Origin of the sequence: Pelistega ratti (assembly GCF_009833965.1) — a bacterium.
Taxonomy (GTDB): Bacteria; Pseudomonadota; Gammaproteobacteria; order Burkholderiales; family Burkholderiaceae_B; genus Taylorella; species Taylorella ratti.
This window is the reverse complement of record NZ_CP047165.1, coordinates 505,796-530,153: the sequence shown is the minus strand read 5'-3', so window position 1 is coordinate 530,153 and position 24,358 is coordinate 505,796. Positions and strand designations below refer to the sequence as shown.

General features: G+C 36.3%; 26 protein-coding genes. 20 read left to right on the top strand and 6 right to left on the bottom strand.

Annotation, left to right across the window (positions count from 1 at the left end; translation table 11 throughout):
- Positions 1-76: 76 nt before the first annotated feature.
- From hfq to hflC, 4 genes are all read left to right on the top strand, one after another.
- Entirely contained in the window at positions 77-316 is a 240-nt protein-coding gene (gene hfq / locus F9B76_RS02275) for an RNA chaperone Hfq (protein WP_159990632.1), read from the top strand.
- Positions 317-412: 96 nt separating this feature from the next.
- The gene (gene hflX, locus F9B76_RS02270) at positions 413-1,516 is read left to right on the top strand and encodes a GTPase HflX (RefSeq protein ID WP_159990631.1); all 1,104 of its coding nucleotides are present in this window, start codon (positions 413-415) and stop codon (positions 1,514-1,516) included.
- Entirely contained in the window at positions 1,500-2,852 is a 1,353-nt protein-coding gene (gene hflK / locus F9B76_RS02265) for an FtsH protease activity modulator HflK (RefSeq protein ID WP_159990630.1), read from the top strand. Before hflX ends, hflK begins: the two co-directional genes overlap by 17 nt.
- A gap of 11 nt (positions 2,853-2,863) precedes the next feature.
- On the top strand, positions 2,864-3,733 hold the full coding sequence (hflC, locus tag F9B76_RS02260; protein WP_159990629.1) for a protease modulator HflC: 870 nt from the start codon (positions 2,864-2,866) through the stop codon (positions 3,731-3,733).
- Positions 3,734-4,062: 329 nt separating this feature from the next.
- Here the strand turns inward: hflC and F9B76_RS02255 are convergent, their stop codons facing one another.
- Complete coding sequence (locus F9B76_RS02255) at positions 4,063-4,734, bottom strand: glutathione S-transferase family protein (protein ID WP_159990628.1); 672 nt, start codon at positions 4,732-4,734, stop codon at positions 4,063-4,065.
- A 237-nt stretch (positions 4,735-4,971) separates the two neighbouring features.
- On the opposite strand from F9B76_RS02255, the gene ung reads away from it, so the two are divergent.
- Positions 4,972-5,628 (top strand): uracil-DNA glycosylase, encoded by a 657-nt coding sequence (gene ung, locus F9B76_RS02250; protein ID WP_159992057.1) that lies wholly within the window; start codon positions 4,972-4,974, stop codon positions 5,626-5,628.
- A gap of 26 nt (positions 5,629-5,654) precedes the next feature.
- Here ung and F9B76_RS02245 read toward each other — a convergent pair whose 3' ends face one another.
- Genes F9B76_RS02245 through F9B76_RS02230 form a run of 4 tightly spaced genes read right to left on the bottom strand, consistent with a single transcriptional unit; the run spans position 5,655 to position 8,072 of the window.
- The gene (locus F9B76_RS02245) at positions 5,655-6,002 is read right to left on the bottom strand and encodes a tetratricopeptide repeat protein (protein WP_159990627.1); all 348 of its coding nucleotides are present in this window, start codon (positions 6,000-6,002) and stop codon (positions 5,655-5,657) included.
- Between the two features lie 41 nt (positions 6,003-6,043).
- Complete coding sequence (locus F9B76_RS02240) at positions 6,044-6,493, bottom strand: tetratricopeptide repeat protein (protein ID WP_159990626.1); 450 nt, start codon at positions 6,491-6,493, stop codon at positions 6,044-6,046.
- Positions 6,493-7,152, bottom strand: coding sequence for a tetratricopeptide repeat protein (locus F9B76_RS02235; protein WP_159990625.1), 660 nt, complete (start codon positions 7,150-7,152; stop codon positions 6,493-6,495). The genes F9B76_RS02240 and F9B76_RS02235 overlap by 1 nt, the downstream gene beginning before the upstream one ends.
- Positions 7,153-7,184: 32 nt before the next feature.
- Positions 7,185-8,072: a tetratricopeptide repeat protein gene (locus tag F9B76_RS02230; RefSeq protein ID WP_159990624.1), complete on the bottom strand. Its 888-nt coding sequence runs from the start codon at positions 8,070-8,072 to the stop codon at positions 7,185-7,187.
- A 327-nt stretch (positions 8,073-8,399) separates the two neighbouring features.
- On the opposite strand from F9B76_RS02230, the gene F9B76_RS02225 reads away from it, so the two are divergent.
- The 10 genes from F9B76_RS02225 to F9B76_RS02180 all read left to right on the top strand — a co-directional run bounded on the left by F9B76_RS02225 (position 8,400) and on the right by F9B76_RS02180 (position 18,066).
- Complete coding sequence (locus tag F9B76_RS02225; protein WP_159990623.1) at positions 8,400-8,678, top strand: hypothetical protein; 279 nt, start codon at positions 8,400-8,402, stop codon at positions 8,676-8,678.
- 3 nt (positions 8,679-8,681) lie between these two features.
- Positions 8,682-10,073 carry a hypothetical protein gene (locus tag F9B76_RS02220; protein WP_159990622.1) on the top strand — a complete coding sequence of 464 codons (1,392 nt, stop codon included), beginning with the start codon at positions 8,682-8,684 and terminating at the stop codon, positions 10,071-10,073.
- Positions 10,074-10,275: 202 nt separating this feature from the next.
- A complete protein-coding gene (locus tag F9B76_RS02215) occupies positions 10,276-10,836 on the top strand; it encodes a pilus assembly protein (RefSeq protein ID WP_159990621.1) in 561 nt (186 codons plus the stop codon).
- A 1-nt stretch (position 10,837) separates the two neighbouring features.
- Positions 10,838-11,605 carry a hypothetical protein gene (locus tag F9B76_RS02210; RefSeq protein WP_159990620.1) on the top strand — a complete coding sequence of 256 codons (768 nt, stop codon included), beginning with the start codon at positions 10,838-10,840 and terminating at the stop codon, positions 11,603-11,605.
- 15 nt (positions 11,606-11,620) lie between these two features.
- Positions 11,621-12,562: a Flp pilus assembly protein CpaB gene (cpaB, locus tag F9B76_RS02205; RefSeq protein WP_159990619.1), complete on the top strand. Its 942-nt coding sequence runs from the start codon at positions 11,621-11,623 to the stop codon at positions 12,560-12,562.
- A gap of 21 nt (positions 12,563-12,583) precedes the next feature.
- The gene (locus tag F9B76_RS02200) at positions 12,584-13,966 is read left to right on the top strand and encodes a type II and III secretion system protein family protein (RefSeq protein WP_243140667.1); all 1,383 of its coding nucleotides are present in this window, start codon (positions 12,584-12,586) and stop codon (positions 13,964-13,966) included.
- Positions 13,966-15,627 carry a TadA family conjugal transfer-associated ATPase gene (locus F9B76_RS02195; RefSeq protein ID WP_159990618.1) on the top strand — a complete coding sequence of 554 codons (1,662 nt, stop codon included), beginning with the start codon at positions 13,966-13,968 and terminating at the stop codon, positions 15,625-15,627. Before F9B76_RS02200 ends, F9B76_RS02195 begins: the two co-directional genes overlap by 1 nt.
- Before the next feature lie 70 nt (positions 15,628-15,697).
- Positions 15,698-16,540, top strand: a complete 843-nt coding sequence (locus F9B76_RS02190) for a type II secretion system F family protein (RefSeq protein WP_159990617.1) — start codon at positions 15,698-15,700, stop codon at positions 16,538-16,540.
- 13 nt (positions 16,541-16,553) lie between these two features.
- Positions 16,554-17,426 carry a type II secretion system F family protein gene (locus F9B76_RS02185; RefSeq protein ID WP_159990616.1) on the top strand — a complete coding sequence of 291 codons (873 nt, stop codon included), beginning with the start codon at positions 16,554-16,556 and terminating at the stop codon, positions 17,424-17,426.
- 229 nt (positions 17,427-17,655) lie between these two features.
- Positions 17,656-18,066 (top strand): DUF192 domain-containing protein, encoded by a 411-nt coding sequence (locus F9B76_RS02180; RefSeq protein ID WP_159990615.1) that lies wholly within the window; start codon positions 17,656-17,658, stop codon positions 18,064-18,066.
- A 59-nt stretch (positions 18,067-18,125) separates the two neighbouring features.
- Here the strand turns inward: F9B76_RS02180 and F9B76_RS02175 are convergent, their stop codons facing one another.
- Positions 18,126-18,473, bottom strand: coding sequence for a hypothetical protein (locus F9B76_RS02175; protein ID WP_159990614.1), 348 nt, complete (start codon positions 18,471-18,473; stop codon positions 18,126-18,128).
- Positions 18,474-18,959: 486 nt separating this feature from the next.
- Here F9B76_RS02175 and rplS point away from each other — a divergent pair, with 486 nt between their 5' ends.
- From rplS to yfaE, 5 genes are all read left to right on the top strand, one after another.
- On the top strand, positions 18,960-19,334 hold the full coding sequence (gene rplS / locus F9B76_RS02170) for a 50S ribosomal protein L19 (protein WP_159990613.1): 375 nt from the start codon (positions 18,960-18,962) through the stop codon (positions 19,332-19,334).
- A gap of 82 nt (positions 19,335-19,416) precedes the next feature.
- Positions 19,417-20,130: a CoA pyrophosphatase gene (locus tag F9B76_RS02165; protein ID WP_159990612.1), complete on the top strand. Its 714-nt coding sequence runs from the start codon at positions 19,417-19,419 to the stop codon at positions 20,128-20,130.
- Between the two features lie 479 nt (positions 20,131-20,609).
- Entirely contained in the window at positions 20,610-22,898 is a 2,289-nt protein-coding gene (nrdA, locus tag F9B76_RS02160; RefSeq protein WP_159990611.1) for a class 1a ribonucleoside-diphosphate reductase subunit alpha, read from the top strand.
- A 26-nt stretch (positions 22,899-22,924) separates the two neighbouring features.
- On the top strand, positions 22,925-24,058 hold the full coding sequence (gene nrdB / locus F9B76_RS02155; protein ID WP_159990610.1) for a class Ia ribonucleoside-diphosphate reductase subunit beta: 1,134 nt from the start codon (positions 22,925-22,927) through the stop codon (positions 24,056-24,058).
- Positions 24,055-24,357, top strand: a complete 303-nt coding sequence (yfaE, locus tag F9B76_RS02150; RefSeq protein WP_159990609.1) for a class I ribonucleotide reductase maintenance protein YfaE — start codon at positions 24,055-24,057, stop codon at positions 24,355-24,357. Before nrdB ends, yfaE begins: the two co-directional genes overlap by 4 nt.
- Position 24,358: the final 1 nt, after the last annotated feature.

Here is a 24,358-nt window from a genome sequence, read left to right as displayed (position 1 = left end):
GCAAAAGATGATGTAGTCTATTTCATTTAAAATTAAAATTTATTTTATACAAAATTAAAATATGGAGCTTTTATCAATGAGTACTAAAGGGCAATCACTACAAGATCCTTTCTTAAATGCTTTACGTAAGGAACATGTACCTGTATCTATCTATTTAGTGAATGGTATCAAACTACAAGGGCAGATTGAGTCTTTTGACCAGTATGTTGTGTTATTACGCAACACTGTTACCCAAATGGTCTATAAACACGCTATTTCTACAGTTGTTCCAGCTCGCGCTGTGAATTTCCCGTCAGAAACAGCTGAAGAAGAATAATTTTATTGGTTTCACTAAAATTTTAATCCTTTTTCATTAAATGCCTACTCATTGTAGAATGAGCGGGCATTTTCTTTGTTGAAGCTTTGTAAGATTATGCGAGCAATTGTCATTAGTGTTAATTTTGGCGATATAGATTATCAAGCGCATGCACAGGAATTTGCGATGTTAGCAACAGGTGCAGGAGCAGAGATTGTGGCGACAGTTGTTGCCAAAAGAGATCGTCCTGATGCTAAGTTTTTTATTGGATCTGGTAAGGTTGATGAAGTGGCATTAATGATACAAAGCACTCAGCCAGATATTATTTTGTTTGATCAACCGCTAAGTCCTGCTCAACAGCGTAATCTGGAACGTGTTTTTGGTATTCGGGTTGTAGATAGGGTAACGTTAATTCTTGATATTTTTGCACTACGGGCTAAAAGTCATGAAGGTAAATTACAAGTTGAATTAGCACAGTTACAGCATCTTGTGACTCGATTAACTCGTTTATGGACACACTTAGAGCGACAACGTGGGGGTATTGGTTTACGAGGCCCGGGTGAATCTCAATTAGAGATGGATAAACGAATGATTGGCGATAAAGTAAGGGCGCTTAAAGAGCGTCTTGCCAAAGTTGAGAAACAACGGGCAACACAAAGACGTTCTCGTGAGCGTTCAAACACTTTATCCGTCTCATTAGTCGGTTATACCAATGCGGGTAAATCAACGCTTTTTAATGCGTTAACACGTGCTGGAGCTTATGCGGCAGATCAACTCTTTGCAACATTAGATACGACTACTCGCCGTATTTGGCTAGAGGGAGCAGGGCAGATTACTGTATCTGATACTGTAGGTTTTATCCGTGATTTACCCACGACATTAATTGCTGCATTTAAAGCGACACTTGAAGAAACTGTTCATGCGGATTTATTGCTTCATGTTATTGATGCATCAAGTCCGCAACGTGATGAACAATTGCTTGAAGTGAATAAAGTGCTAAAAGAAATCGGGGCTCAAGACATTCCTACTATTCTCGTTTACAATAAAATAGATCGAATAGGGTTAGACCCTAAAATCGATAGAGATGAAACAGGTAGTATTAAGCGTGTTTTTGTCAGTGCACAGGAAAGAACAGGTTTAGATGGTTTACGCCAAGCAATGGCAGAAGCTAAAACACTTATTTTAGGAAATACTAACATTGAATATGATGAACATTTTTAACTTAAATGATTCTGGTTGGGGACGAGGTAATCCGTCACCTCCGTCTGATCAGGATAATAATAAGGACAATCGTCCTCAAGATACGCATACACCACCACCTCGTTCTAAAGAAGATGCACCCCCTGATTTAGATCAAATTTTTAACGATTTTTCTAAACGACTTTCGTCTGTTTTTGGTGGTGGAGGTCGAGGAAAATCACCTAATCAACAGGGAGGGGGGCGCCGTACACCAGAGCCTTCTCCTAAAGTGTTTAAGGTTGGTGCTGTCACTATTGGTGTTGTTGCTTTAGGGATTTGGTTGGCAAGTGGTTTTTTTATTGTTCGAGAAGGACAATTAGGTGTTATCACGCATTTTGGTAAATATGACCGTACAGTATCTCCGGGTTTCCAATGGCATATCCCTGCACCTATTGAAAAAGTACAAGTGGTAGATGTGGCAACGGTTCGTTCATTTTCAGTAGGTTATCGTGAAAATGCGCGTAATAAAGTTTTACCTGAAGCACTTATGCTAACAGAAGATGAAAATATCGTTGATGTGCAGTTTGATGTTCAATATCGCTTAAAAGCAGATATGGGCAATAGCGGAGAGCCTTCTGCCGCCGCAGATTATCTCTTTAAAACGGTACTACCTGATGAAGCTGTTCGCCAAGCTGCTGAAACGGCAATGCGAGAGATCGTGGGTAAACAATCAATGAACAAAATCTTATATGAAAGCCGTACACAAGCCGCTTCGGATGTGCGTAAATTAATGCAAAGTATTCTTGATCGTTACCAAACAGGGATAGAGGTTATTACGGTTGCTATCCAAAACGTACAACCACCAGAACAAGTTCAGGCAGCCTTTGAAGATGCGATTAAAGCAGGGCAAGATAATGAGCGTCAAAAAAATGAAGGTAATGCTTATGCGAGCAAAGTTATCCCTGAAGCTCGAGGACAGGCATCTCGTATTTTACAAGATGCTGAGGGTTATAAAGCAGCTGTCGTAGGGCAGGCACAGGGTGCGGCAGAGCGTTTTGTGAGTATTGAGAAAGAATATGCACAAGCACCTGCTATTACACGTGAACGTATGTATATTACGACAATGGAAGGGGTCTTTAGTAATGCTTCTAAAGTAATGATAGATACTAAGGATAGCAATAATATGATGTACTTACCTATTGATAAAATTATCGAACAGAATAGTACATCGGTACAACCTCATGCTACCGCACCAACAACTACAGAAAACCGTCTTGTTAATCCAACGGTAAGTGAAGTGAGTTTGACACCTACGATTAACAATGAGGCTGCACGCAATAGTCGTCAAGCACTCCCACGCACACGTTCAACACAATAAGGAGCTAAGAAGTGAATCGTTCTATGTTTGGTGTTATTGTTTTAGCCGTATTAGCTTGGCTAGCGTCATCTTCTATCTTTATTGTGGGTGAGCGTAATTATGCTGTTGTCTTTAAACTAGGGGAGTGGCAAAGAACTATTTCCGAGCCCGGACTTTATTTTAAATTACCATCGCCTCTACAAAATGTGGTCTTTTTAGATAAGCGTATCCAAACGATTGAATCAGGTGATACAGAGCGTATTCAAACCTCTGAAAAGAAAAACTTGATTATTGATTCTTATATCAAATGGCGTATTCAAGATCCAAGACAGTTTTATATCTCTTTTGGTGCGAATGCAACAGCGGCACAAAATCGTTTAAATGCGCAAATTCGTGATGCTTTAAATGCCTCAGTTAATACGCGTACTGTGCGTGCGGTAATTTCGCAAGAGCGTGATATTGTTATGGCAGAAATCCTTCAAAATGTAGAAGCAAGAGCCAAACCTCTTGGTATTCAAGTGGTCGATGTACGATTAAAACGTATTGAGTTCTCACAAGAGGTCTCTGATTCTGTTTATACGCGTATGCAAGCAGAACGTAAGCAAGAAGCAAATAGTCTTCGTGCGAATGGTGCGGCTGAAAGTGAAACCATTCGAGCAGATGCAGACCGCCAAGTACAGGAAGTATTAGCACAAGCCAATGCTAAAGCCCAAGCTATTCGCGGTGAGGGTGATGCGATTGCTGCTAAAATTTATGCAGATGCTTATAGTAAAAATCCTGATTTTTATCGTTTTTACAATAGTATGAATGCATATAAAAATGTTTTTTCGGGTAAAAATGATTTGTTAGTAGTCGATCCAGATAGTGATTTCTTCCGTTACTTCAAAACCGTTCAACCTTAAAAAAATAGTGAATAAAAAGACGAGTAGAGATACTCGTCTTTTTTGTTGTTTAACTTTAAAATAATAGAAGATAATATTTTAAGTGATAAATAGTTAGAGTAAGAAGAAATAGAGTGTTTTAGCTTTGATCTATCTAAAATAAAAAATAATTTATATCTATCTTGTTACATAAAATTAAGACTATAACATATAGTAAGTATGTAGCTATTCAACCGATTTTTACCCTAGAAAACTAAGCTTATCCGTTACTGTTTCCTCTCTTTTCACCATAACGGATATATTACCTAAATAAAAGTATTTTTATGTACTTTTTATAGCTATTTTAAAAACTATGCTTGCTCGATCGTTTCTTCATTATTAATGTGGGTACTGAAAGAAAGTTTATCCTTTGTCGTACTATAAGCAGGTCTTTCTTTCATGCTATTGAGGAAATGAATGATATTAGGGTGTTTTTCTTCTTGAATCCATTGTGGTACAGCATCAAGTACCTCACTTAGCTGAATATCAATTAAAGAGAAATAATTATCACAGACCCAACGATATTGGCTCAAATGCTGTTCAATATAATTAAGGTGTTGTTCAAATTCAGTTTCAATAGGGTGCTGTAGTGTACTAGAAACGGTCTTTTTGATAATAGAACGGGCAAAGAAAGGCACTCTTGCATTGGCAAGTTTTTTACCTGCTTCATATTGGAGTAATAGTGGTTGTAGTACGGTTTCAATATAGCTATTCCATTGTTGGTAAGTAAGGTAAGCGGTAGAGGTAATAGGGGGTCTTAATCCCTTTCTATCGTATTGATTAAGCAAGTAATCGGTAATAGCCAAGAAACCAACAATGGTATGCTGATGCTCAATAAGAATAGCTTGTGTTTGATAACAGGGAATATTGACTGTTTCGGGTAGGGTTTGTTCATTACTAATATGATAAGTGAGCTGTAATTCTTCTAGTAAATAGATGATTTTATAAGCATTTACTGTATTGATATGATAAAGAGTGATCATAGGTATCCTTATATTCCGAGCTTATCAGTAGAACTGATATTTTACATGAAATTATGGATTTGTTTAAAAATTTAACGGCTTGATAGATGATGTTAATCACTATGAAAGTGGAGATGATACAGGTTTCACACTAACAAAAATATTAACGATATAAGAATAGTGTTTTCTAGTACCCTACTAGGCTTAATCGGGTATGATATAGCATAGTATAACTTTTAATGAATAGTGGAAATGATGATGCAAACATGGCGAGAAGCAATAGGGGAAGAAAAGACAAAAGATTATTTTATTCAGGTAATGCAAAGAGTAAAGCAAGCACGAGAGCGATATACAATTTACCCCCCAGAAGCGGATGTCTTTAATGCTTTTCGTCTAACTGAGTTTAATCAGGTTAAAGTCGTTATTTTAGGGCAAGACCCTTATCATGGGGTAGGACAAGCGCATGGCTTGGCTTTTTCAGTTAGAGAGGGGATTGATATTCCTCCCTCATTGAAGAATATTTATAAAGAATTAGAAAACGATATTCCCCATTTTTATCTACCAACACATGGTTGCTTATCCAAATGGGCAGAACAAGGTGTTTTATTATTAAATGCGGTTTTAACTGTACAGGCTGGACAAGCTAATGCTCATGCTGGTTGGGGGTGGGAAACCTTTACGGATAATGTGATAAAAGTCTTAAATGAAGAGCGAGAGGGCTTAGTATTTATCCTATGGGGTAGCTATGCTCAGCGAAAAGGGGCTTTTATTGATACGCAGAAACACCTAGTGTTACGAAGCACTCACCCATCACCCTTATCGGCTTATCGAGGTTTTTTTGGTAGTAAACCCTTTTCTAAAACAAATGATTATTTACTGGCACAAGGTAAAGCCCCGATTGATTGGCAGGTGTAGTTATTATAATTTTTAAGAAAAATTAATTATTTCATAAATCCTAAATTATGCTGTGCATAGGCATTACCTTGTCTAGCTGCTTTTTCATACCATTGGAAGGCTTGTTGGTAGTCTTGTTTTGCACCTTTTCCATAATGATATATATCACCAATAATTGCTTGTGTAAGAGAGTCACCTTGTTCTGCTAAAGGTAATAATATGTCAAGCATAGTTTGATAGTCTTCTTTCTCATATGCATCAAAGGCTTTTTTGATTTGTTGTTGAATATATTCTTCACTATATTGCTGAGAGTTTTCTGCATAAATAGTTGTATTTAGCGTTAATGTAGAAAAAACTAAGAGAGTAGAGTAAAAAAGTGCTTTTGTTAATTTCATTCTATGGTTTTTCTGTTGAAGCTTTAAAAGTATACTATAAATTATTGTGCTGTTTCTAGCACACGGTAATTATCACAAGCCATTTGAATGCCATTTTCACATGCTTTTTGAAACCATTTCATTGCTTGATAATAATCTTGTTGAATACCTTCTCCATTAGCATAAATAACTCCTAGATTATATTGAGCAAAGGCACCCCCTTGATTAGCGGCTTTTTCAAACCATTGAATAGCTTGAAGATAATCTTGTTTAATGCTTTTTCCATGATAATACATTAATGCTAAATTATATTGAGCAGGTGCATGCCCTTGCTCTGCTGCTTTTTGAAGCCATTTAAAAGCTTGCTGATAGTCTTGTTGTATTCCTTCTCCTCTTGTGTATATTAGAGCTAAATTATTCTGTGCCATTATATGTCCTTGATTAGCCGCTTTTTTAAACCATTGAATGGCTTGAAGATAATCTTGTTTAATGCTTTTTCCATGATAATACATTATGCTAAATTATATTGAGCAGGTGCATGCCCTTGCTCTGCTGCTTTTTGAAGCCATTTAAAAGCTTGCTGATAGTCTTGTTGTATTCCTTCTCCTCTTGTGTATATTAGAGCTAAATTATTCTGTGCCATTATATGTCCTTGATTAGCCGCTTTTTTAAACCATTGAATGGCTTGATATAAATCTTGTGCTACTCCTTGACCATTTTCATACATAATGCCTAAATTATACTGAGCATCTGCATATTCTTGATTTGCTGCCTTTTGATACCATTGATGAGCTTGATGATAATCTTTTTCTGTACCTAACCCTTCATAATACATATATCCTAAATTATATTGAGCTATTGGATGTCCTTGATTAGCGGCTTTTTGATACCATAGAATTGCCTTTTGGTAATCTTGATTAGTGCCAAATCCATTCTCATATAACATTCCTATACTGTATTGAGCTTTTATATGATTTTTTTCTGCCAGAGGTAGTAATAATTTAAATGCAGTTTGATAATCCTTATTTTTATAGGCTTCAACGGCAGATGTAAGTTGTTGGATATACTCTTCACTGATTTTTTGTATATCGTCAGCATAGCCTAAGGGACTTATCAGTAAGGAAGATAAGATAAAAAGGGTAGAGCATAATAGCTTCTTTGTTAATTTCATACTATGTTTTCTTATTAAATATTTTCTATAGACTATCGTTTTTCATTTAATATACGATAATTATCACAAGCTATCTGAATACTATTTTCACATGCTTTTCCAAACCAATGTTTAGCTTTTTCTATATCTTTTTTAATGCTGTCACCTCTAAAATACATTGAGCCTAAATTTGTTTGTGCTTCTGCATTACCTTGTTTAGCAGCTTTTTGATACCATTTAAAGGCTTGATGGTAATCTTGTTTTACACCTTGCCCTTGGTTATATAGATATCCCAAGTTATTTTGTGCCATTGGATCACCTTGATCAGCCGCTTTCTGATACCACATAAACGCTTGATGATAATCTTGTTTAACGCCTTTTCCGTTTTCGTATAGATATCCTAAATTATATTGTGATCTTATATCCCCTTGCTTGGCGGCTTTTTGATACCATTCAATCGCTTTTTGAAGATTTTGTTTGACACCTTGACCATCCTCATACATAACACCTATATTATGCTGTGCCATTGCATCACCTTGTTCAGCTGCTTTTTGAAACCATTGAAAGGCTTGATGGTAATCTTGTTTTATACCTTGACCATTAAGATATAGCAGTGCTAGCTTATATTGATCCTCTGAATCACCATGCATTGCTGCTTTTTGTATCCATTCAAAGGCTTGTTGATAGTCTTGTCTGACACCTTTTCCTTCATAATATAATTGAGCCAGAATAGATTGTGCAGGATAATTACCTTGTTTTGCTAAAGGTAGTAATAGCTGGAAAGCCTTTTGATAATTACCCCTTTGATAGGCATTAACAGCAGGTTGAATTTGTGAAATATATTCTTTTTTATGTGGCTGAGCTGCGTATGTAAGCGTATGGATAATTAAGGTAGATAAACCAAAAAGAACGGCGTAAAATAGAGTCTTTGTTTTATTCATTATATGCTCTCCCTAATGTAATAAAAATAAAATCAATGTAATATTTGCTATCATACTATCCTATAAAAATTTAAGGTAGATTTATGTATATTTATCTTAAAAATTAATGATAACTTCTACTTTCTCGCCTAATTAAAAAATAACTTTATTTTATCTTTCACCATAAAACAACACGAAAAAATAAAAATATTTACTGAATAAAATAGAACAAATTCAATATGATTACCCCAAAAATTACTAGGATAAAACAAGCTAATCTCATTTTAGAGGATAGTTTTTAAGAAAGAAAACATAGATACTAAAAACTCTTTGATATAAGGAGTTTTTATGAATATTAAACGTTTGAAATCCCTTAAACAGCGATTGGGACAAGGCATGACAGAATATATTATTGTTGTTGCTCTGGTTGCCATCGCAGCAATCGGTGTTTATCAATTATTTGGTCAGGTTGTTCGATCACAAACGGCAGCTATGGCAAAAGAACTGGCGGGTGAAGATGGTTCTGCTGAGTCTCAAAATGCACAGTCTGCCGCACAGAATGCTTCTGCACAAACCGCAGCAAAATCCTTAAAGAGCTTTACGGGTAATGCTTCTGCTGGGGAATAGGTGATGTGTACAAGCCGTATCCATTTGCATAAAGGGCAATCTCTTGTACTGGGGTTATCATTGATGGCAATTCTTATCCTTGCCTTATTGGGAATGTATTCCAATGGGCGATTAATGGGTGAAAAACTCCGTCAAACCAATGCAGTGGATGCGGCAGCTTATTCGGGTGCGTTAATACAGGCACGAGCATTCAATATGCAAGCCTATATTAATATTGCTCAAGTTGCACATCAAATGGCAATGGCACATTTAGTTACCTTGGGTTCTTGGGCAAAGTGGGCAAGTACAGAAGCTCGATCTTTATCACGAAGAAATCCGCCTTCATGGGTAATTGCTACACATTTTGGGGCTTCACATGGTAAAGCCTATCTATCCTCTAGTAGAGCGATGGCATTATCCTCTATTGCACATCAGCAAAATATACTCCATCAACAGTTTGCTAAACATGATGAAATTGTGGAAAAAGTATTAGCAAAAGTAAGCTATGCTATTCACCGTACATTAGAAACATCAAGGGATAAAATAATTCAGAAAATTCTGGAAAGTAATTATCCACATAAAAATATTCTTCAAGAATCAACGTTTTCTTCAACAAATAAGGATTTACTTTCTACAGAACACTATATTCGTCCTTATGAAGAAACACAAGCCTCTTCTCAAAAGGGTATAGATATTATTTGGGCAGTTGATAATCATACCAAAGAAAAACTTAGTGCTTTATTTAAACCTAGAGCAAATTATCGTTCCTTAATTAGTGATGTTGCCCGTATTTATCAGTTTTTAGGGGAACGTAATTATACGAAAAAAAGCTTACTCCCTGTTAGTCGCCGTTGCCCACATAAACGGCATGAGTTACGCCGTAGGGGGCATACTATTTTAAATGATCAAGGAAATTGGCAGTCTATGGATACACAGTCCTATCATGCGTTGCGGTCAAATAGATGGATTGGTTGCTATTATCGAGAATATCCTATGGGCTGGGGATGGGTACCAGGGCAATCAGACTCTGTACCAGAGGATATTGAATATACACAAAATCCACCAGATGATTTTTCAAGTGAGGACTTTTGGCGATGGGTTAATAATGCGACATCATGGAATATTCTTTCAGGTTCGTCTAATCCTTTGGCTAATTCTAAAGCCGTGAGTGAACGACATCGTTGGGCAGGTGGTGGTTTAGTCCCTTATGTCGATATAAAAAATGCTAATAAACAAGATAATTTGTTATTTGTTTTAAGTGTAAAACAAAAAGATGTACTTGATCATACTCTCACTATAAAAGGAGCAGCAGAAACTTTTTTTGAACGCCCTACATTACGGCGAGATAGAAAAAAAGAAATGGCAAATTTTTGGCATCCCTATTGGAAAGCTCGCTTAGTGAGTTTACCAGAGTAAGTAATTTGCAGGTAAGGGGTAAGTAAATGACTAAAAAGGTAAACCATCAAAAGGGACAGGCTTTAGCAGAGTCTTTAGTATTGATGTTGGTGCTATTAAGTTTTTTATTGCTATTCCTTGGTTGGGTCGCTTAATAGATATTAGTTTACAGCAGCAAAATGCTAGTCGTTATGGTGGATTTCAATTAACAAGAACTATCACTATGTTAAATCAAGAAGATATAAAACAGAAATTTTTTCTGGGGAAAACACACCAATGGCGAGATAGGCAACATCATCGCATAGTAAATGCGGAGGATGTTGAGATACAGTCGAATCAAACCGAACAATTGGGTGATGATAGGCAAGCGGGTATGCAGGTAGGGCAAGCGAAAGCACTAAGAGAGGGTTGGCAGTTACAGGATAAAGGTATAGTCCGAGTAGATGTAACCGTTCAACCACGTTATACCCAAATAGGCAAAGCCTCTACTGCACTGGGATTATATTTAGGATTTTTTGACCAACAAACTATACGACTTCAACGTCATCTGTCAATTTTACAAGATGCAGGGCATTCAGATTCAGACACGACAGCACATAAACGTACAGGAGAATCTGCTCTCGCATGGCATGATGTAGCGAAATCTTCTTATGCACTGGGTGAACATATTCAGCGTTATGCTGAACCTGTTGATGCTGGTTTTAATCGAGCTAAGCCAGTTTTTGATTGGTTATTGCCTTGGACGGGTAAATTACCTAAGCATCATTTAAAAGAAAGGCCTTGATATGCCAATACTTATTATTTTTTTACTATTATGGGGTAAGGTTTTAATGGCAAATACACTGATAACTAGTGCTACTGATACAGATAGATATGAGCAAAAGCACTATATATCTGTACATAATGGAGATATGCAGAACATAGGGTATAACCCCAGTGATACTGCTACTTTATTACGACAACAGGGTGAACAATTATTGCAACAACTTTCCTTATCGCATACGGTATTATGGCAAGAAAATACTGTTTTTGGTTTGCCAACAGCGGTATGGCTATTTGATGAAAAGAGTGGATTTGATCGTTTATTACGTTTTTTTGAAAAAGGTAAGCACCCCTTTACACAAATTAATATTTTGCCGCAGCAATTATATTTACAAGCAGAGATTAAGGATGCGCAAGCCATACTCTGGATTAAGCGACATCATCAGCAAGCATATTCAGGAAGTCTGAGTTTATTTAGTAACAAAAAAATGAAACCAATAATGATGCCGCTATTATGGTTGCCAGATCAAGCGGTGGTGTTACTGGATATTGAACAACAAAAACCAGAAGTCATTCATCAGTGGATTTATACCCTACCGTTTTCTGTTGAAGAGGCTAATCATTTTATGCAAGAACAATTACAGCAACATCAGTGGGAACAAGTAATATCATCAGATTCTCCTTTATCTACTTGGCAAAAATCACAAGAGCAATTGATGTACTACATTGCACAGATTAATGGTACTACTAGTCTGTATCTTGTCAAAAAAAGAATATCAACAAATCATTAAGTGAGAGGTAATAGTATGCGTATTAAATTGAATAGAAAAACAATTATTCTGATTGGTTTAGCTGTTGCTGCAGGGATATTTGCCGCCTTTTCTGCACAACAATATATACATGAACGTATTCAAGAGATAGAGGATAAGTCAAAAGTAGAGATGGTATCTCGTATCGTTGCTGCTTATGATTTACCTGTAGGGACAAAAATAGAATCTACTCATGTAGCAGTAAGAGAAATACCACGAGAATGGGTGTTAAGTGGTAGCTTAACACCAGAAGATTTTATCCATATTGAAGGGCAAGTGATTACGGTAGCCTTAAAAAGAGGAGATCCTTTATTATGGGCAAATACTGCAACAGTAAGTAAACGACCCTTTTCTGAAAAGATTAATATAGGTCGCCGGGCGATTACGATGCCTGTTGATAGTATTAATTCTGTGTCAGGAATGTTAGTACCAGGTGATTTAATTGATTTGTATGTATCATTTGAATATCGGCAACGTCAAATAACAGCACCCTTATTACAAGGGGTTTTAGTGATGGCAACAGGTAAGCAAAGTCGTCATAATGAAGAGGGAGAGGAAAACACTTTTTCTACCGTAACACTAGATACCGCACCAGAAGAAGCCGCTAAATTAGTCGCGGCTAGACAGGCGGGTACAATTACGGCTTTACTTCGTAATCCGACAGATGATAAATCTTCTCATAAAGCAGTCAGAGGGGATTTAGCAACTATCCTAGGGATTGCAACACCACCACCGACAATCAAGAAAAAACCAGCCGTTGTCTATGGTGATCAAGGTCATAGAAAGTTACCTAATTTAGCGGTTAATAAAGAAAAAGGTGAACAGAAAGTCAATCAGGAAAGAGGAATGATTGATATTCCTGGACAAGAAAATATTGTCAGTGCTTGGATTAATTCTTTGCCAACACCATCCGCAGAACAGATGAAAGCATTTGAATAACATTATTTATCAAAGGAATTTATGATGAATCGTAAATTAATACCTGTATTAATGAGTTTTAGCTTACTTTTATCCCATACAGTCGCATGGGGGCAAACAAAATTATCTATGCAAATGGGAGAGATTAAAGTTGTCCCAATTGAAAAAATAGCAAGGGTTGCAGTAGGCGATAGCAAAATTGTAAATGCGAATACAGATGATGATAAGGAAATTGTCATTTTTGCCCGGGAAGAGGGGCAGACAACCTTAGAAGTATGGGATGAAGCAGGGCAACGTACTAGTTTTATGATTGATGTGCGTTCAGCAAAAGAGCGAGAAGTCAAAGAAGATATTCGGCGAATGCTTAACCGTATTCCCCATGTAAAGGCTACTATTGTAGGTGAAAAAATAATTGTAGAAGGGGATAGACTAACAGACGCAGATCGTGAAAAAGTACAAAAACTGGCAAGTCATTATCCACAAATTGTTGATATGACAAGCCAAATAGGCTGGGATGAGATGGTGATGCTTGATGTGCAGGTGCTTGAATTACCCCGTAATTATGTACAAGAGCTTGGTGTTAAATGGGCAAATACCACTCAAGGTGGCTTTCAGATTGGGGGATTATTAGAGACAAAAAATACAGCTTTATTAGCACGTCCTGGGGAATCTTTTGTCAATGCAGCCTTAGGTTCTAGGGTAGGTTATGCAGGATTAAATGCAGTTTTAAGTTCTTCTATACAGGCACTAACGATACAAGGAAGAGCAGTCGTATTAGCACAACCCCAGTTAATGGCAAGAAGTGGTGCAACGGCTGAATTTTTAGCGGGTGGGGAAGTTCCTTATTCTGTTGTTGATGCAAATGGTAATGCTCAAACTGTTTTTAAACCTTATGGGGTGAGTTTATTTATTACCCCTCGCATTGAAAAGAATGGCACTATTCGCTCTAAAATCCATGTGGAAGTCAGTTCAGTTGATAGTTCTTTAAGTTTAAATGGAGGGCCTGCCTTAAAAACCAGAAGAACAGCAACAGAATTTAATGTTCGATCAGGAGAGCCATTAGTATTGTCGGGATTTATTTCGCGTGACCAAATGCAGGGTATGGAAAAAATGCCAGGTATGGGGGATGTTCCTATCTTAGGAGAATTATTCCGTTCAAGAAAATTTCAGCAAAATGAAACAGAGCTTGTCATTATTGTAAGACCTGTTGTGGTTTCTTCAGATAATCCTCAAATGCAAACACGCATTCAACGGACAAAAGCAGTTATTGATAGTAGTTTTGAAGAGAGTGCAATCATTAATGTGGATATTTTACCTCAACATTTACAGCTAACTATAGATCAAAAAGTGAGTATTCCACCCATTAATGGTATTCCTTTTTCCTCAATAAAAACACCGACTATCTCTAAAAAGGGGAAATCATAATGCAAGTTGAAATTCGTTTTGAAGATGGTACTGTTCAGTATGAAAATATTTGTTTTCCTTATCATATTGGACGTACGAAAGAAATGCAATTGGTGATACGTTCTTGGCGGATTGGTAAACATCATGCCAGTATAATAATGAAAGAGGGAGAGGTTTTTATTGAGGATTTTGGTTCTCTTGCCGGCACTTTATTAAATGGTGAACGTATCCATTTAGGAGGCCCTTTAAAAGTAGGTGATGAAATTATTATGGGACCATGTCTTATGATAATTAAATCTATCCATGATCCTATTTCTATACCCGTAGAAACAGCACCATTACTATCTACCGATGAACTTCAAGAACATCATAACGTTAATCAAACAGTTAAAGAAGATTGCTTACGAGAGCGAGAGCTTTATCATCGACAACGATTACATGCTTTATTGTTAGAGGCTTTAGATTTACGCCGCCGAGATATTGCGAGCATGAGTGATCAGGTGTTACGTGCAGAAGTAGATAGTTTATTACGAAAAATTATTGATGATGATACCGAAATTGGACTTAGTTTTGATAAAGAAGTATTACGGCAACAGGTGCTTGATGAAGCGGTAGGATTAGGACCTTTAGAACCTTTACTTAAAGATGCTACTGTAACAGAGATTATGGTTAATCGGTTTGATGAAATCTATGTAGAGAAAAAAGGACTATTAGAAAAAACAGATACTATCTTTAGTAGTGAAAAAGCAGTGATTGGTGTGATTGATAGGATAGTTGCACCGATAGGAAGACGTATTGATGAAAGTTCCCCTATGGTAGATGCGCGTTTATTAGATGGTTCTCGAGTGAATGCGGTTATTCCACCGATTGCTATTAAGGGAGCAAGTATCACGATTCGTAAGTTTGCTCAGCATAGACCGAAAATGCAGGAGCTTATCCAGTTGGATTCTTTAGATGAAGCAATGGCAACATTTCTTAATTTATGTGTAAAACATCGGATGAATATGATTGTTTCAGGAGGAACAGGTTCAGGAAAAACAACATTATTAAATATTTTGTCAAACTGTATTCCAGAAAATGAACGATTAGTCACGATAGAAGATGCAGCTGAATTAAAACTTAATCATGCTCATCTTGTTTGCTTAGAGGCAAGACCTGCCAATGTAGAGGGCAAAGGAATGGTTTCAATACGTGATCTTGTACGAAATGCATTACGTATGCGACCTGATCGTATTATTGTGGGAGAGTGTCGAGGGGCAGAAGCTTTTGATACCTTAGTGGCAATGAATACGGGTCATGCGGGATCATTAACAACCTTACATGCGAATTCAACGAGAGATGCATTATCACGACTAGAAACAATGATTATGATGGCAAATATGGATTTACCGTTATCGGCTATTCGGGAGCATATTGCGAGTAGTATTCATTTTATTGTACAGCAAACACGTTTATCCAATGGTCGGCGAGTTATTGCTTCTATTGCTGAAGTAGATGGGTTAGAAAGTGGGGTAATTAAAACGCAGGAGCTGTTCCATTATGATCGTAAGGGTGCGTTTGTAGGGCGAGGTATTATGCCTCATCACTTTGAGGTATTAAAGCAAAGTGGAATAGAGCAAATTTCCCCAGAGCTTTTTAATCAATATACCCCTATAAAACAAGCGACTACTGCTATGCTTTAAAAGGAAATCTTATGGGGAGATTATTGCTTATATTCAATCTATTTATCCTATACACGGAAAAGGAGACTTTATGATCTTGACATTTATATTGATGAGTGTTTGTTTAAGTCTGTTGTCTTTTCTATTTATAAAAATGTTTAATATTGCACTAAAACGGTATGAGGCACACTTTAAAGGGCAGGCAAAGCATAATTTAACAGAAATCTTTTTATTTTTAGATCCTGTGCAATTATGGAGTGCTGCATTTTTATGCTGTCTTGTGTGTATGATGGGTGTATGGTTTGTTACATCTCATCTTTTTATTTCATTAATAGTTGGTGGGATATTTTTATTTTTACCACCTTTTATATTTCATCGTCTGAAAAAACAACGATTACATCGGTTTGAAATGCAATTACCTCACATGCTAACGGCATTATCTGGTGCTTTAAAGGCTGGGTCTGGTGTTCAATCTGCTTTAAAGTTAGTGGTGCAAGAGTCAGAAGCTCCTTTATCACAAGAATTTGGACTAATGCTTAGGGAGCAACGATTAGGATTATCACTAGAGCAGGCATTGGATAATTTATTAAGTCGTATGCCAGCAGAATCTACTCAATTAGTGGTTGCTTCTCTAAAAATCTCAGCTCAAACGGGGGGAAATTTAGCTGAGGCACTAGAACGTGTCGCTCAAACATTACGTGATATTCAGCAAATTAGAGGAAAAATTGATGCTTTAACCAGTCAAGGACGTATGCAAATGAAAGCAATGGTAGGAGTACCGATTGTACTTATGCTTGTTATGAATTTTGGAGAAGTGAATACCTTATCACTTTTTCTCTCTAGTCAAACAGGGTGGTTAGTATTGGCATTGATTATATTTTTAGAAATATGCGGTATCTTTTTTATTCGCCGTATTATTAATATTGATGTGTAGAAAGAGGGTAATTATGTGGTTTGGTTTGAGTTTACTATTAACAGGTATTTCTTTATGTGCTATTTTTTATGTCATACTTAGTCCTGGCCTTAAAACAGTACAAGAAAAACCGACAATATCTTTAAGACGTTTAGCATGGGTTTGGCCGTGGGTAACCGTATCCAGTACAGTAGTTATGCCTTTTTTATCATGGACATATCAACGAAAATTACAACATAATATTGAGCTAGCTGGTTATAAGGGTGATGTTTCTACTAAGGATATAGCAGGGTTACAAGGCTTATGTAGTATTGTCGTAGGTGTTCTAGGTGTATTATCAATCTTGAATATGATTAATAATTATTTTGGGCTTCTGGGTGTTTTATTGCTTAGTATGGTATTGGGGTTTCAACTTCCTCTCGTATTTTTACAGCGAAAGGCACGAGAGAGAAAGCAATCTATTCTGAAAGTATTTCCCTTTTTCTTAGATATGACCACTCTATGTGTTGAGTCAGGCTTAAACTTACATGGTGCTTTATTACAAGCTTCTCAAGCATTACCTGATAGCCCTTTACGACAAGAGTTAAGGCATACTTTAAATGATATGCGTACAGGGGTAAATCGTATGGAAGCATTGAAAGGTTTATCTCAACGGATAGGTTTAAATGAAGTAAAACAATGGGTGAGTAGTTTAATACAGGCGGATAAGCTGGGGATGAGTTTAGGGCCAGTATTAAGAACACAAGCCGATCAATTTAGGGGAGAGCGTTTTTTACGAGCAGAAAAGAAAGCTGCCACTGCCCCTGTCAAAATGTTATTTCCATTGGTACTATTTATTTTTCCATGTACATTTATTGTGATTGCTTTTCCCTTGGTATCACAAATCTCAGATATTGGTTTCTTTTAATTGAACATAGATAGTAGTGCAGGGGATTGTATATAGTGCTATAGGATACAACGATAGGTTTCTTATGATTACTATACCTATTTGTTTAAATAGGTATAGTGTTTTTAGCATATTATCTGGGTTTAATATTAAAAGTTATACCATTTAAAAAGGTATCGTGTTTTTAGGCTATGTTCTCAATTTGAAAATAAGCAAAAAACCATCATAAATATTACCTATTTTGTAGATAATGACGAGAATAGCATTAACAGACCCACTTTGGGAACAACTTCTAATCGTTTTATATAAATTTAATCGCATGACAATAATAATGGCAGATAGTTTTTGGCAACGCTTGCGTGGATTAATAGGTATGCCATCTTTACCAAAGGATAAGGGAATGTATTTTCCACGGTGTAAGATAGTACATACAATGTTTATGCGTATGCCTATTTTAGTAGTGTTTTGTAATAAGAAAGGGCAGATTATTAAGCTAATACCCTCGGTGAAACCATGGTCAATTGCTTTTTGTTTTAAAGCAAGTGGTATTTATGAGTTTGATGCTCGACATTATGAGGCATTACTACAGCAAAAGGATTTATTTTCTGTTCAGAAGGACTTACAGCAAGCTATTTTTGAATATATGCATACATTATCGTAATGTTTTTGTATATACCTAGTGATTAAGACAATGCCTCATAATGTCTATAAAAGATGACTTTATACCCAAAGTGATAGCATACTTAATGATGGAATCATAGCTGCCCAGATAAGTACCATGAGTAAATCACCCCAGAATGAGGATAATGCTCTACCGATATAAGCTTTGATATAGCGTAAATCACTGCGTAACCCTCTCGTGCGTATCATAGGCATATTTACCCAGTCTTGTACAGGACGGTAAGAGGGCTGAGGTAAGGTATTCTGTGGTAGTGTATGTGTAAATATGGTTTTGGGCTGCGTTGTTTTAGCTGATTTTTGTTGGGGTGCTGCTGATATAGACCAATTATAATGAGTGCCTGTAAAAGTAGGCATAATGTTAGTATGATGATAGTATGTGTTTGTCATTCTAATTACCCTTATTAAAATGTTAGATATTCCTTTCCCTAAACAACATCCTATATAATATATAGCGGTAGTGATTATCTAACATACAGTATTAAAATCATTATCTTTATCTCTCTACAGAGAGGCCCATCTACCTGCTATCATATAAGTAACAGGTAGATGGAAATCAGGACCCTACACCTGATTGTCGTTACTATGCCAACGACATTTATACTGTACATTTATACAGTATTTTTTGCAAGCTTTTTTACTTTCTTTTTATCTCTTGTGGTTTTTTTACCTCTTTGATAGCTTGTTTTTTGATAAATTTTTTTGTATTTATCATTGTTTTTAATCAAGTCTTGATGTTTTTATCTATTTTTTTTATAATTTGAGACTTAGTTTTCATCCTCTGGCAACTACTACGCTTAATGGTAGGTGTAGTTATTAAGGACTTTTGTCTTTTATATCAATTTAGGGTTGCGTATGATGGTTTTAAGGAAAAACATGAACTTAATTCAAACTTTAGAGCAAGAAGAGATTGCGCGCTTAACAGGCGGTAAAGCAGTTGTTGAGTTTGCACCTGGTGATACAGTTGTTGTTAATGTTAACGTTGTTGAGGGTAACCGTAAACGTCAGCAAGCTTATGAAGGCGTTGTTATCGCAAAACGTAATCGTGGTTTAAACTCAGCGTTTATCGTTCGTAAGATTTCTTCTGGTGAAGCCGTAGAGCGTACTTTCCAATTATATTCTCCACAAATTGCTTCTATCGAAGTAAAACGCCGTGGTGCTGTGCGTCGTGCTAAGTTATACTACTTACGCAACCGTTCTGGTAAGGCTGCTCGTATTAAAGAAAAATTACCTGCACGTAAGGCAGCTTAATTTTGACGCTTTAATAGACAAAAAGAAAGCATCTGCATTTTATGTAGGTGCTTTTTTTATCATAAAAATAATGTAGTATCGTATGCAACAACAGTTATCTGGTAATCCTTTATTTGATCCGCGTATCCAAAAAGCCATACAAGCGAATCATCAATTGTTTGCTATTCCAGAAGTATGGATCAATGTAGGGAATATAAAAAGGGCTTTAGCACAAGGTGAAATTAAGCATGATTTTTTCATGTCAAAAGTTCAACAAGAAAAATACCCTCAAGCCTTATCTGCAAACTATACCAAGGCGGCTGTATTAGTACCAATTATTCAAAAAAATCATCAGTTAGAATTATTATTAACACAACGGTCATTACTGCTTGAAAAACATCGAGGACAGATTAGTTTTCCGGGGGGAAAGCAAGATATAGAGGATAAAAATCTTGAGGAAACTGCGCTAAGAGAAACTTTTGAAGAAATAGGAATTACAGCTTCCCATATTCATGTTATGGGTCAATTACCTTCCGTGATAACGGGGACAGGGTTTAGTGTTACGCCTTTTGTGGCTATAGTTGATGAACATTATACCTTATCTATTAATAGAGAAGAAGTTGAAATGGTGTTTTCAGTGCCTTTACACTTTTTATTAAATCCTGATAATCATTATATCCACGAAGTAGAGATGGGGCATAATTTACAGCGACATTATTTTTCGATGACATGGCAAAATCATTTCATTTGGGGAATTACAGCGATGATTATTAGGCAGTTTTATTTACAATGTGAAATGCTTTATCGTTCTGTCTAATCTTTGTTGGTAATAAAATAGTTATTACCTCCAGATAAGTAATCAAAATAGGGTATAAAAAGAGGGTAACCAATCGTTTATATTACACAAAAAATATGATTCCTTAAAAACAGATTGAAGGCTATTTTTATACTACTTATATCAATGAACGGATGATACAAATAGAAAAAGGGGGGTAAGTTTTAATGTTCATTAGGATTTCATCATTCTGTTTTATAATTGATAGTTATAAGTATCTTACGAATCATAGCGATATAAAGCGATATTTACAAATTCTTAAACATCGCTTTTTTCTCTAAAAATATTTGCTTGTTCAATACGTTAGATTTATTTTCCTTGCTTTCCATGTGGTAGCAGTAATTGTATTTTTATACTATACTTACACCATATCTTGTATTTGAAACAAGCTTTGCAATACTAAATATAGTTTTTAACAAAAAATTATATTTAGTCCTGTTAACGATTAAATGGACTACTATATGAATACAAAATTATCTGTTGTTAAACGTAATGGATCAACAGAACCATTGAATTTAGACAAAATTCACCGTGTGATTACATGGGCAGCAGAAGGGCTTAATAATGTTTCTGTTTCACAAGTAGAGCTAAAATCTCAAATCCAATTTTATGATGGTATGCGTACAGAGCATATTCATGAAACGATTATTAAAGCAGCAGCTGATCTTATTTCACCTAATACACCAGATTATCAGTTCTTAGCAGCTCGTTTAGCTATTTTCCATCTTCGTAAAAAAGCATTTGGTCAATATGATCCACCTCGTTTATATGATCATGTGATCAAAATGGTTGAAAAGAAAAAATATGATGCACATATTCTTGAAGATTATACCGAAGTAGAATTAGACCAACTGGATAGCTATATTGATCATAGCCGTGATATGACTTTTTCTTATGCAGCAGTGAAGCAATTAGAGGGAAAGTATTTAGTACAAAATCGGGTGACAAATGAGATTTATGAAAGTCCTCAATTTTTGTATATTTTAGTTGCTGCGTGTTTATTTGCTAAATATCCAGCAGAGACACGTCTGAATTATGTAAAAGATTTCTATGATGCTGTCTCAACTTTCAAAATTTCATTACCAACACCGATTATGGCTGGTGTGCGTACACCAACGCGTCAATTTAGTTCATGCGTACTGATTGAATGTGATGATAGTTTAAATTCTATTAATGCGACTAGCTCTGCTATTGTTCGCTATGTGTCTCAACGTGCAGGAATTGGTGTTAATGCAGGACGTATTCGTGCGGTAGGTAGTCCTATTCGTGGGGGGGAAGCACAGCATACAGGATGTATTCCTTTTTATAAGCACTTTCAAACAGCGGTTAAATGTTGTTCTCAAGGCGGTGTTCGTGGAGGAGCGGCGACTTTATTCTATCCTATTTGGCATTTAGAGGTTGAGTCCCTATTAGTCCTCAAAAATAACCGTGGTGTTGAAGAAAACCGTGTTCGCCATATGGATTATGGGGTACAGCTTAATCAATTAATGTATAAACGTTTTATCAAAGGGGAGAATATTACTTTATTTTCACCTTCTGATGTTCCGGGTTTATATGATGCTTTCTTTGAAGATCAAGCACTTTTTGAAAAACTGTATCTTCAATATGAAAATGATCCTACTATTCGTAAGCGTTCTGTAAAAGCAGTAGATCTTTTCTCATTAATGATGCAGGAGCGAGCAAGTACCGGGCGGATATATATTCATAATGTTGATCATAGTAATACACATAGTGCCTTTGATTCTAAAGTAGCACCTGTTCGCCAAAGTAATTTATGTTTAGAGATTACCTTACCTACTAAGCCCTTAAATGATATTAATGATGAGGAAGGTGAAATTGCCTTATGTACGTTATCTGCCTTTAATCTAGGTGCTTTAGATAATCTGAATGAATTAGAGCATTTGGCAGATTTAGTCGTACGTGCTTTAGATGCCTTATTAGACTATCAAGATTATCCTATTAAAGCAGCTTATTTAGGTAGTATGAAGCGCCGAGCATTGGGTATTGGGGTGATTAATTATGCCTATTACTTAGCAAAAAATGGTGCGAAATATTCAGATGGTAGTGGTAATGCTTTAACACATCGTACCTTTGAAGCAATCCAATATTATTTATTAAAAGCGTCAATGAATTTGGCAAAAGAAGTAGGACCTTGCTTAGGTTTTAATGAAACTGTTTATGCAAAAGGTATCTTACCAATTGATACGTATAAGCAAGCGATAGATGCTATTTGTACTGAACCTTTACACCTTGATTGGGAAGCCTTGCGTGCGGATATTGTGAAGTATGGTTTACGTAACTCTACCTTAACTGCTTTAATGCCATCAGAAACATCCAGCCAGATTTCTAATGCTACTAATGGGATTGAGCCTCCTCGAGGGTTAGTAACAGTCAAAGCCTCTAAAGATGGTATCTTAAAACAAGTTGTGCCAGAGTATGAGCAATTAAAGCATCAGTACGAAACACTATGGGAAATGCCTAATATGGAGGGGTATTTACAATTAGTCGGTATTATGCAAAAGTTTGTTGATCAGTCTATTTCTGCTAATACATGCTATGACCCTAAACGCTTTGAGGGTGGTCGTGTTTCTATGAAACAATTGCTCAAAGATTTATTGACAGCCTATAAATATGGTATCAAAACACTTTACTACCATAATACACGTGATGGTGCTGATGATACGCAAGATGATATTGCCGTTGTTGCACAAGAGGATGAAGATTGTGCTGGCGGTGCTTGCAAAATTTAATAGTATAGTAGGATGGAGAGTTCATTATGTCATATAGTACTTTTTGCCAAACCCCCAATGATCCACTAAAAGAACCCATGTTTTTTGGGCAAAGTGTGAATGTGGCTCGTTATGATCAACAAAAATATGAAACTTTTGAAAAATTAATTGAAAAACAATTATCTTTTTTTTGGCGACCAGAAGAGATTGATGTTTCACAAGATCGTATTGATTACGCAGGATTACCTGATCATGAGAAACATATTTTTATCAGTAACCTTAAATATCAAACCTTATTAGATTCTATTCAAGGACGTAGCCCTAATGTGGCACTTTTACCATTAGTTTCTCTTCCTGAATTAGAAACATGGATTGAAACATGGGCATTCTCAGAAACGATTCATTCACGCTCTTACACACATATTATTCGTAATATTACAAATAATCCGGGGATAGTGTTTGATGATATTGTGACAAATGAGCATATCCTTGCACGAGCAAGAGATATTTCTTGCTACTATGATGATTTAATTCATTTAACCCAGCTTTATGATCAATTTGGTGAGGGTAAACACCTTATCAATGGTAAAGAAGTAAAGGTTAGTCTTTATGAATTAAAGAAAAAACTTTATCTTTGTTTAATGGCAGTTAATGCCTTAGAAGCTATTCGTTTTTATGTGAGTTTTGCTTGCTCTTTTGCCTTTGCTGAGCGTAAATTAATGGAAGGGAATGCTAAAATCATCAAATTAATTGCGCGAGATGAAGCTTTACACCTAACAGGCACACAGCATATGTTAAATATTATGCGTAGTGGGACAGATGATCCAGAAATGGCTATTGTAGCGAAAGAATTGGAACAAGCATGCTTTGATTTATTTAAAGTGGCGGCGGAACAAGAAAAAGAGTGGGCGGCTTATTTATTCCGTGATGGTTCAATGATTGGTTTAAATAAAGATATTTTGGTGCAATATGTTGAATATATTACCAATATTCGCATGCAAGCCGTTGGATTACAACCGGCTTTCCCTGGCGCTACTCAAAATCCTATCCCTTGGATTAATGCTTGGCTAACCTCTGATAATGTTCAAGTTGCCCCTCAAGAGGTTGAAATTTCTTCTTATTTGGTGGGTCAAATTGATGCAGAGGTCAATACAGAAGATTTTGATGATTTTGATCTATGAGTTTAGTCATTACTCGTTCTAAAAGTTTTAATTTACAAACAGGTGAGACTTTACTAGAAGGACTCGAAAGAACAGGGCATCAGGTGGAATACCAATGCCGTTCGGGTTATTGTGGCTCATGCCGTACTCGCGTAATTAGTGGAGAAGTACAGTATTTAACTGAGCCACTGGCTTATGTGTTTAGTGGTGAAGTTTTACCGTGTTGTTGTGTTCCTGTCGATACACTTAGTATTGATATAGCAACAGAAAAAGAGGATACACCTTCATACCTAGCGGTTGAACCTGATTTTGGGTTTTAAT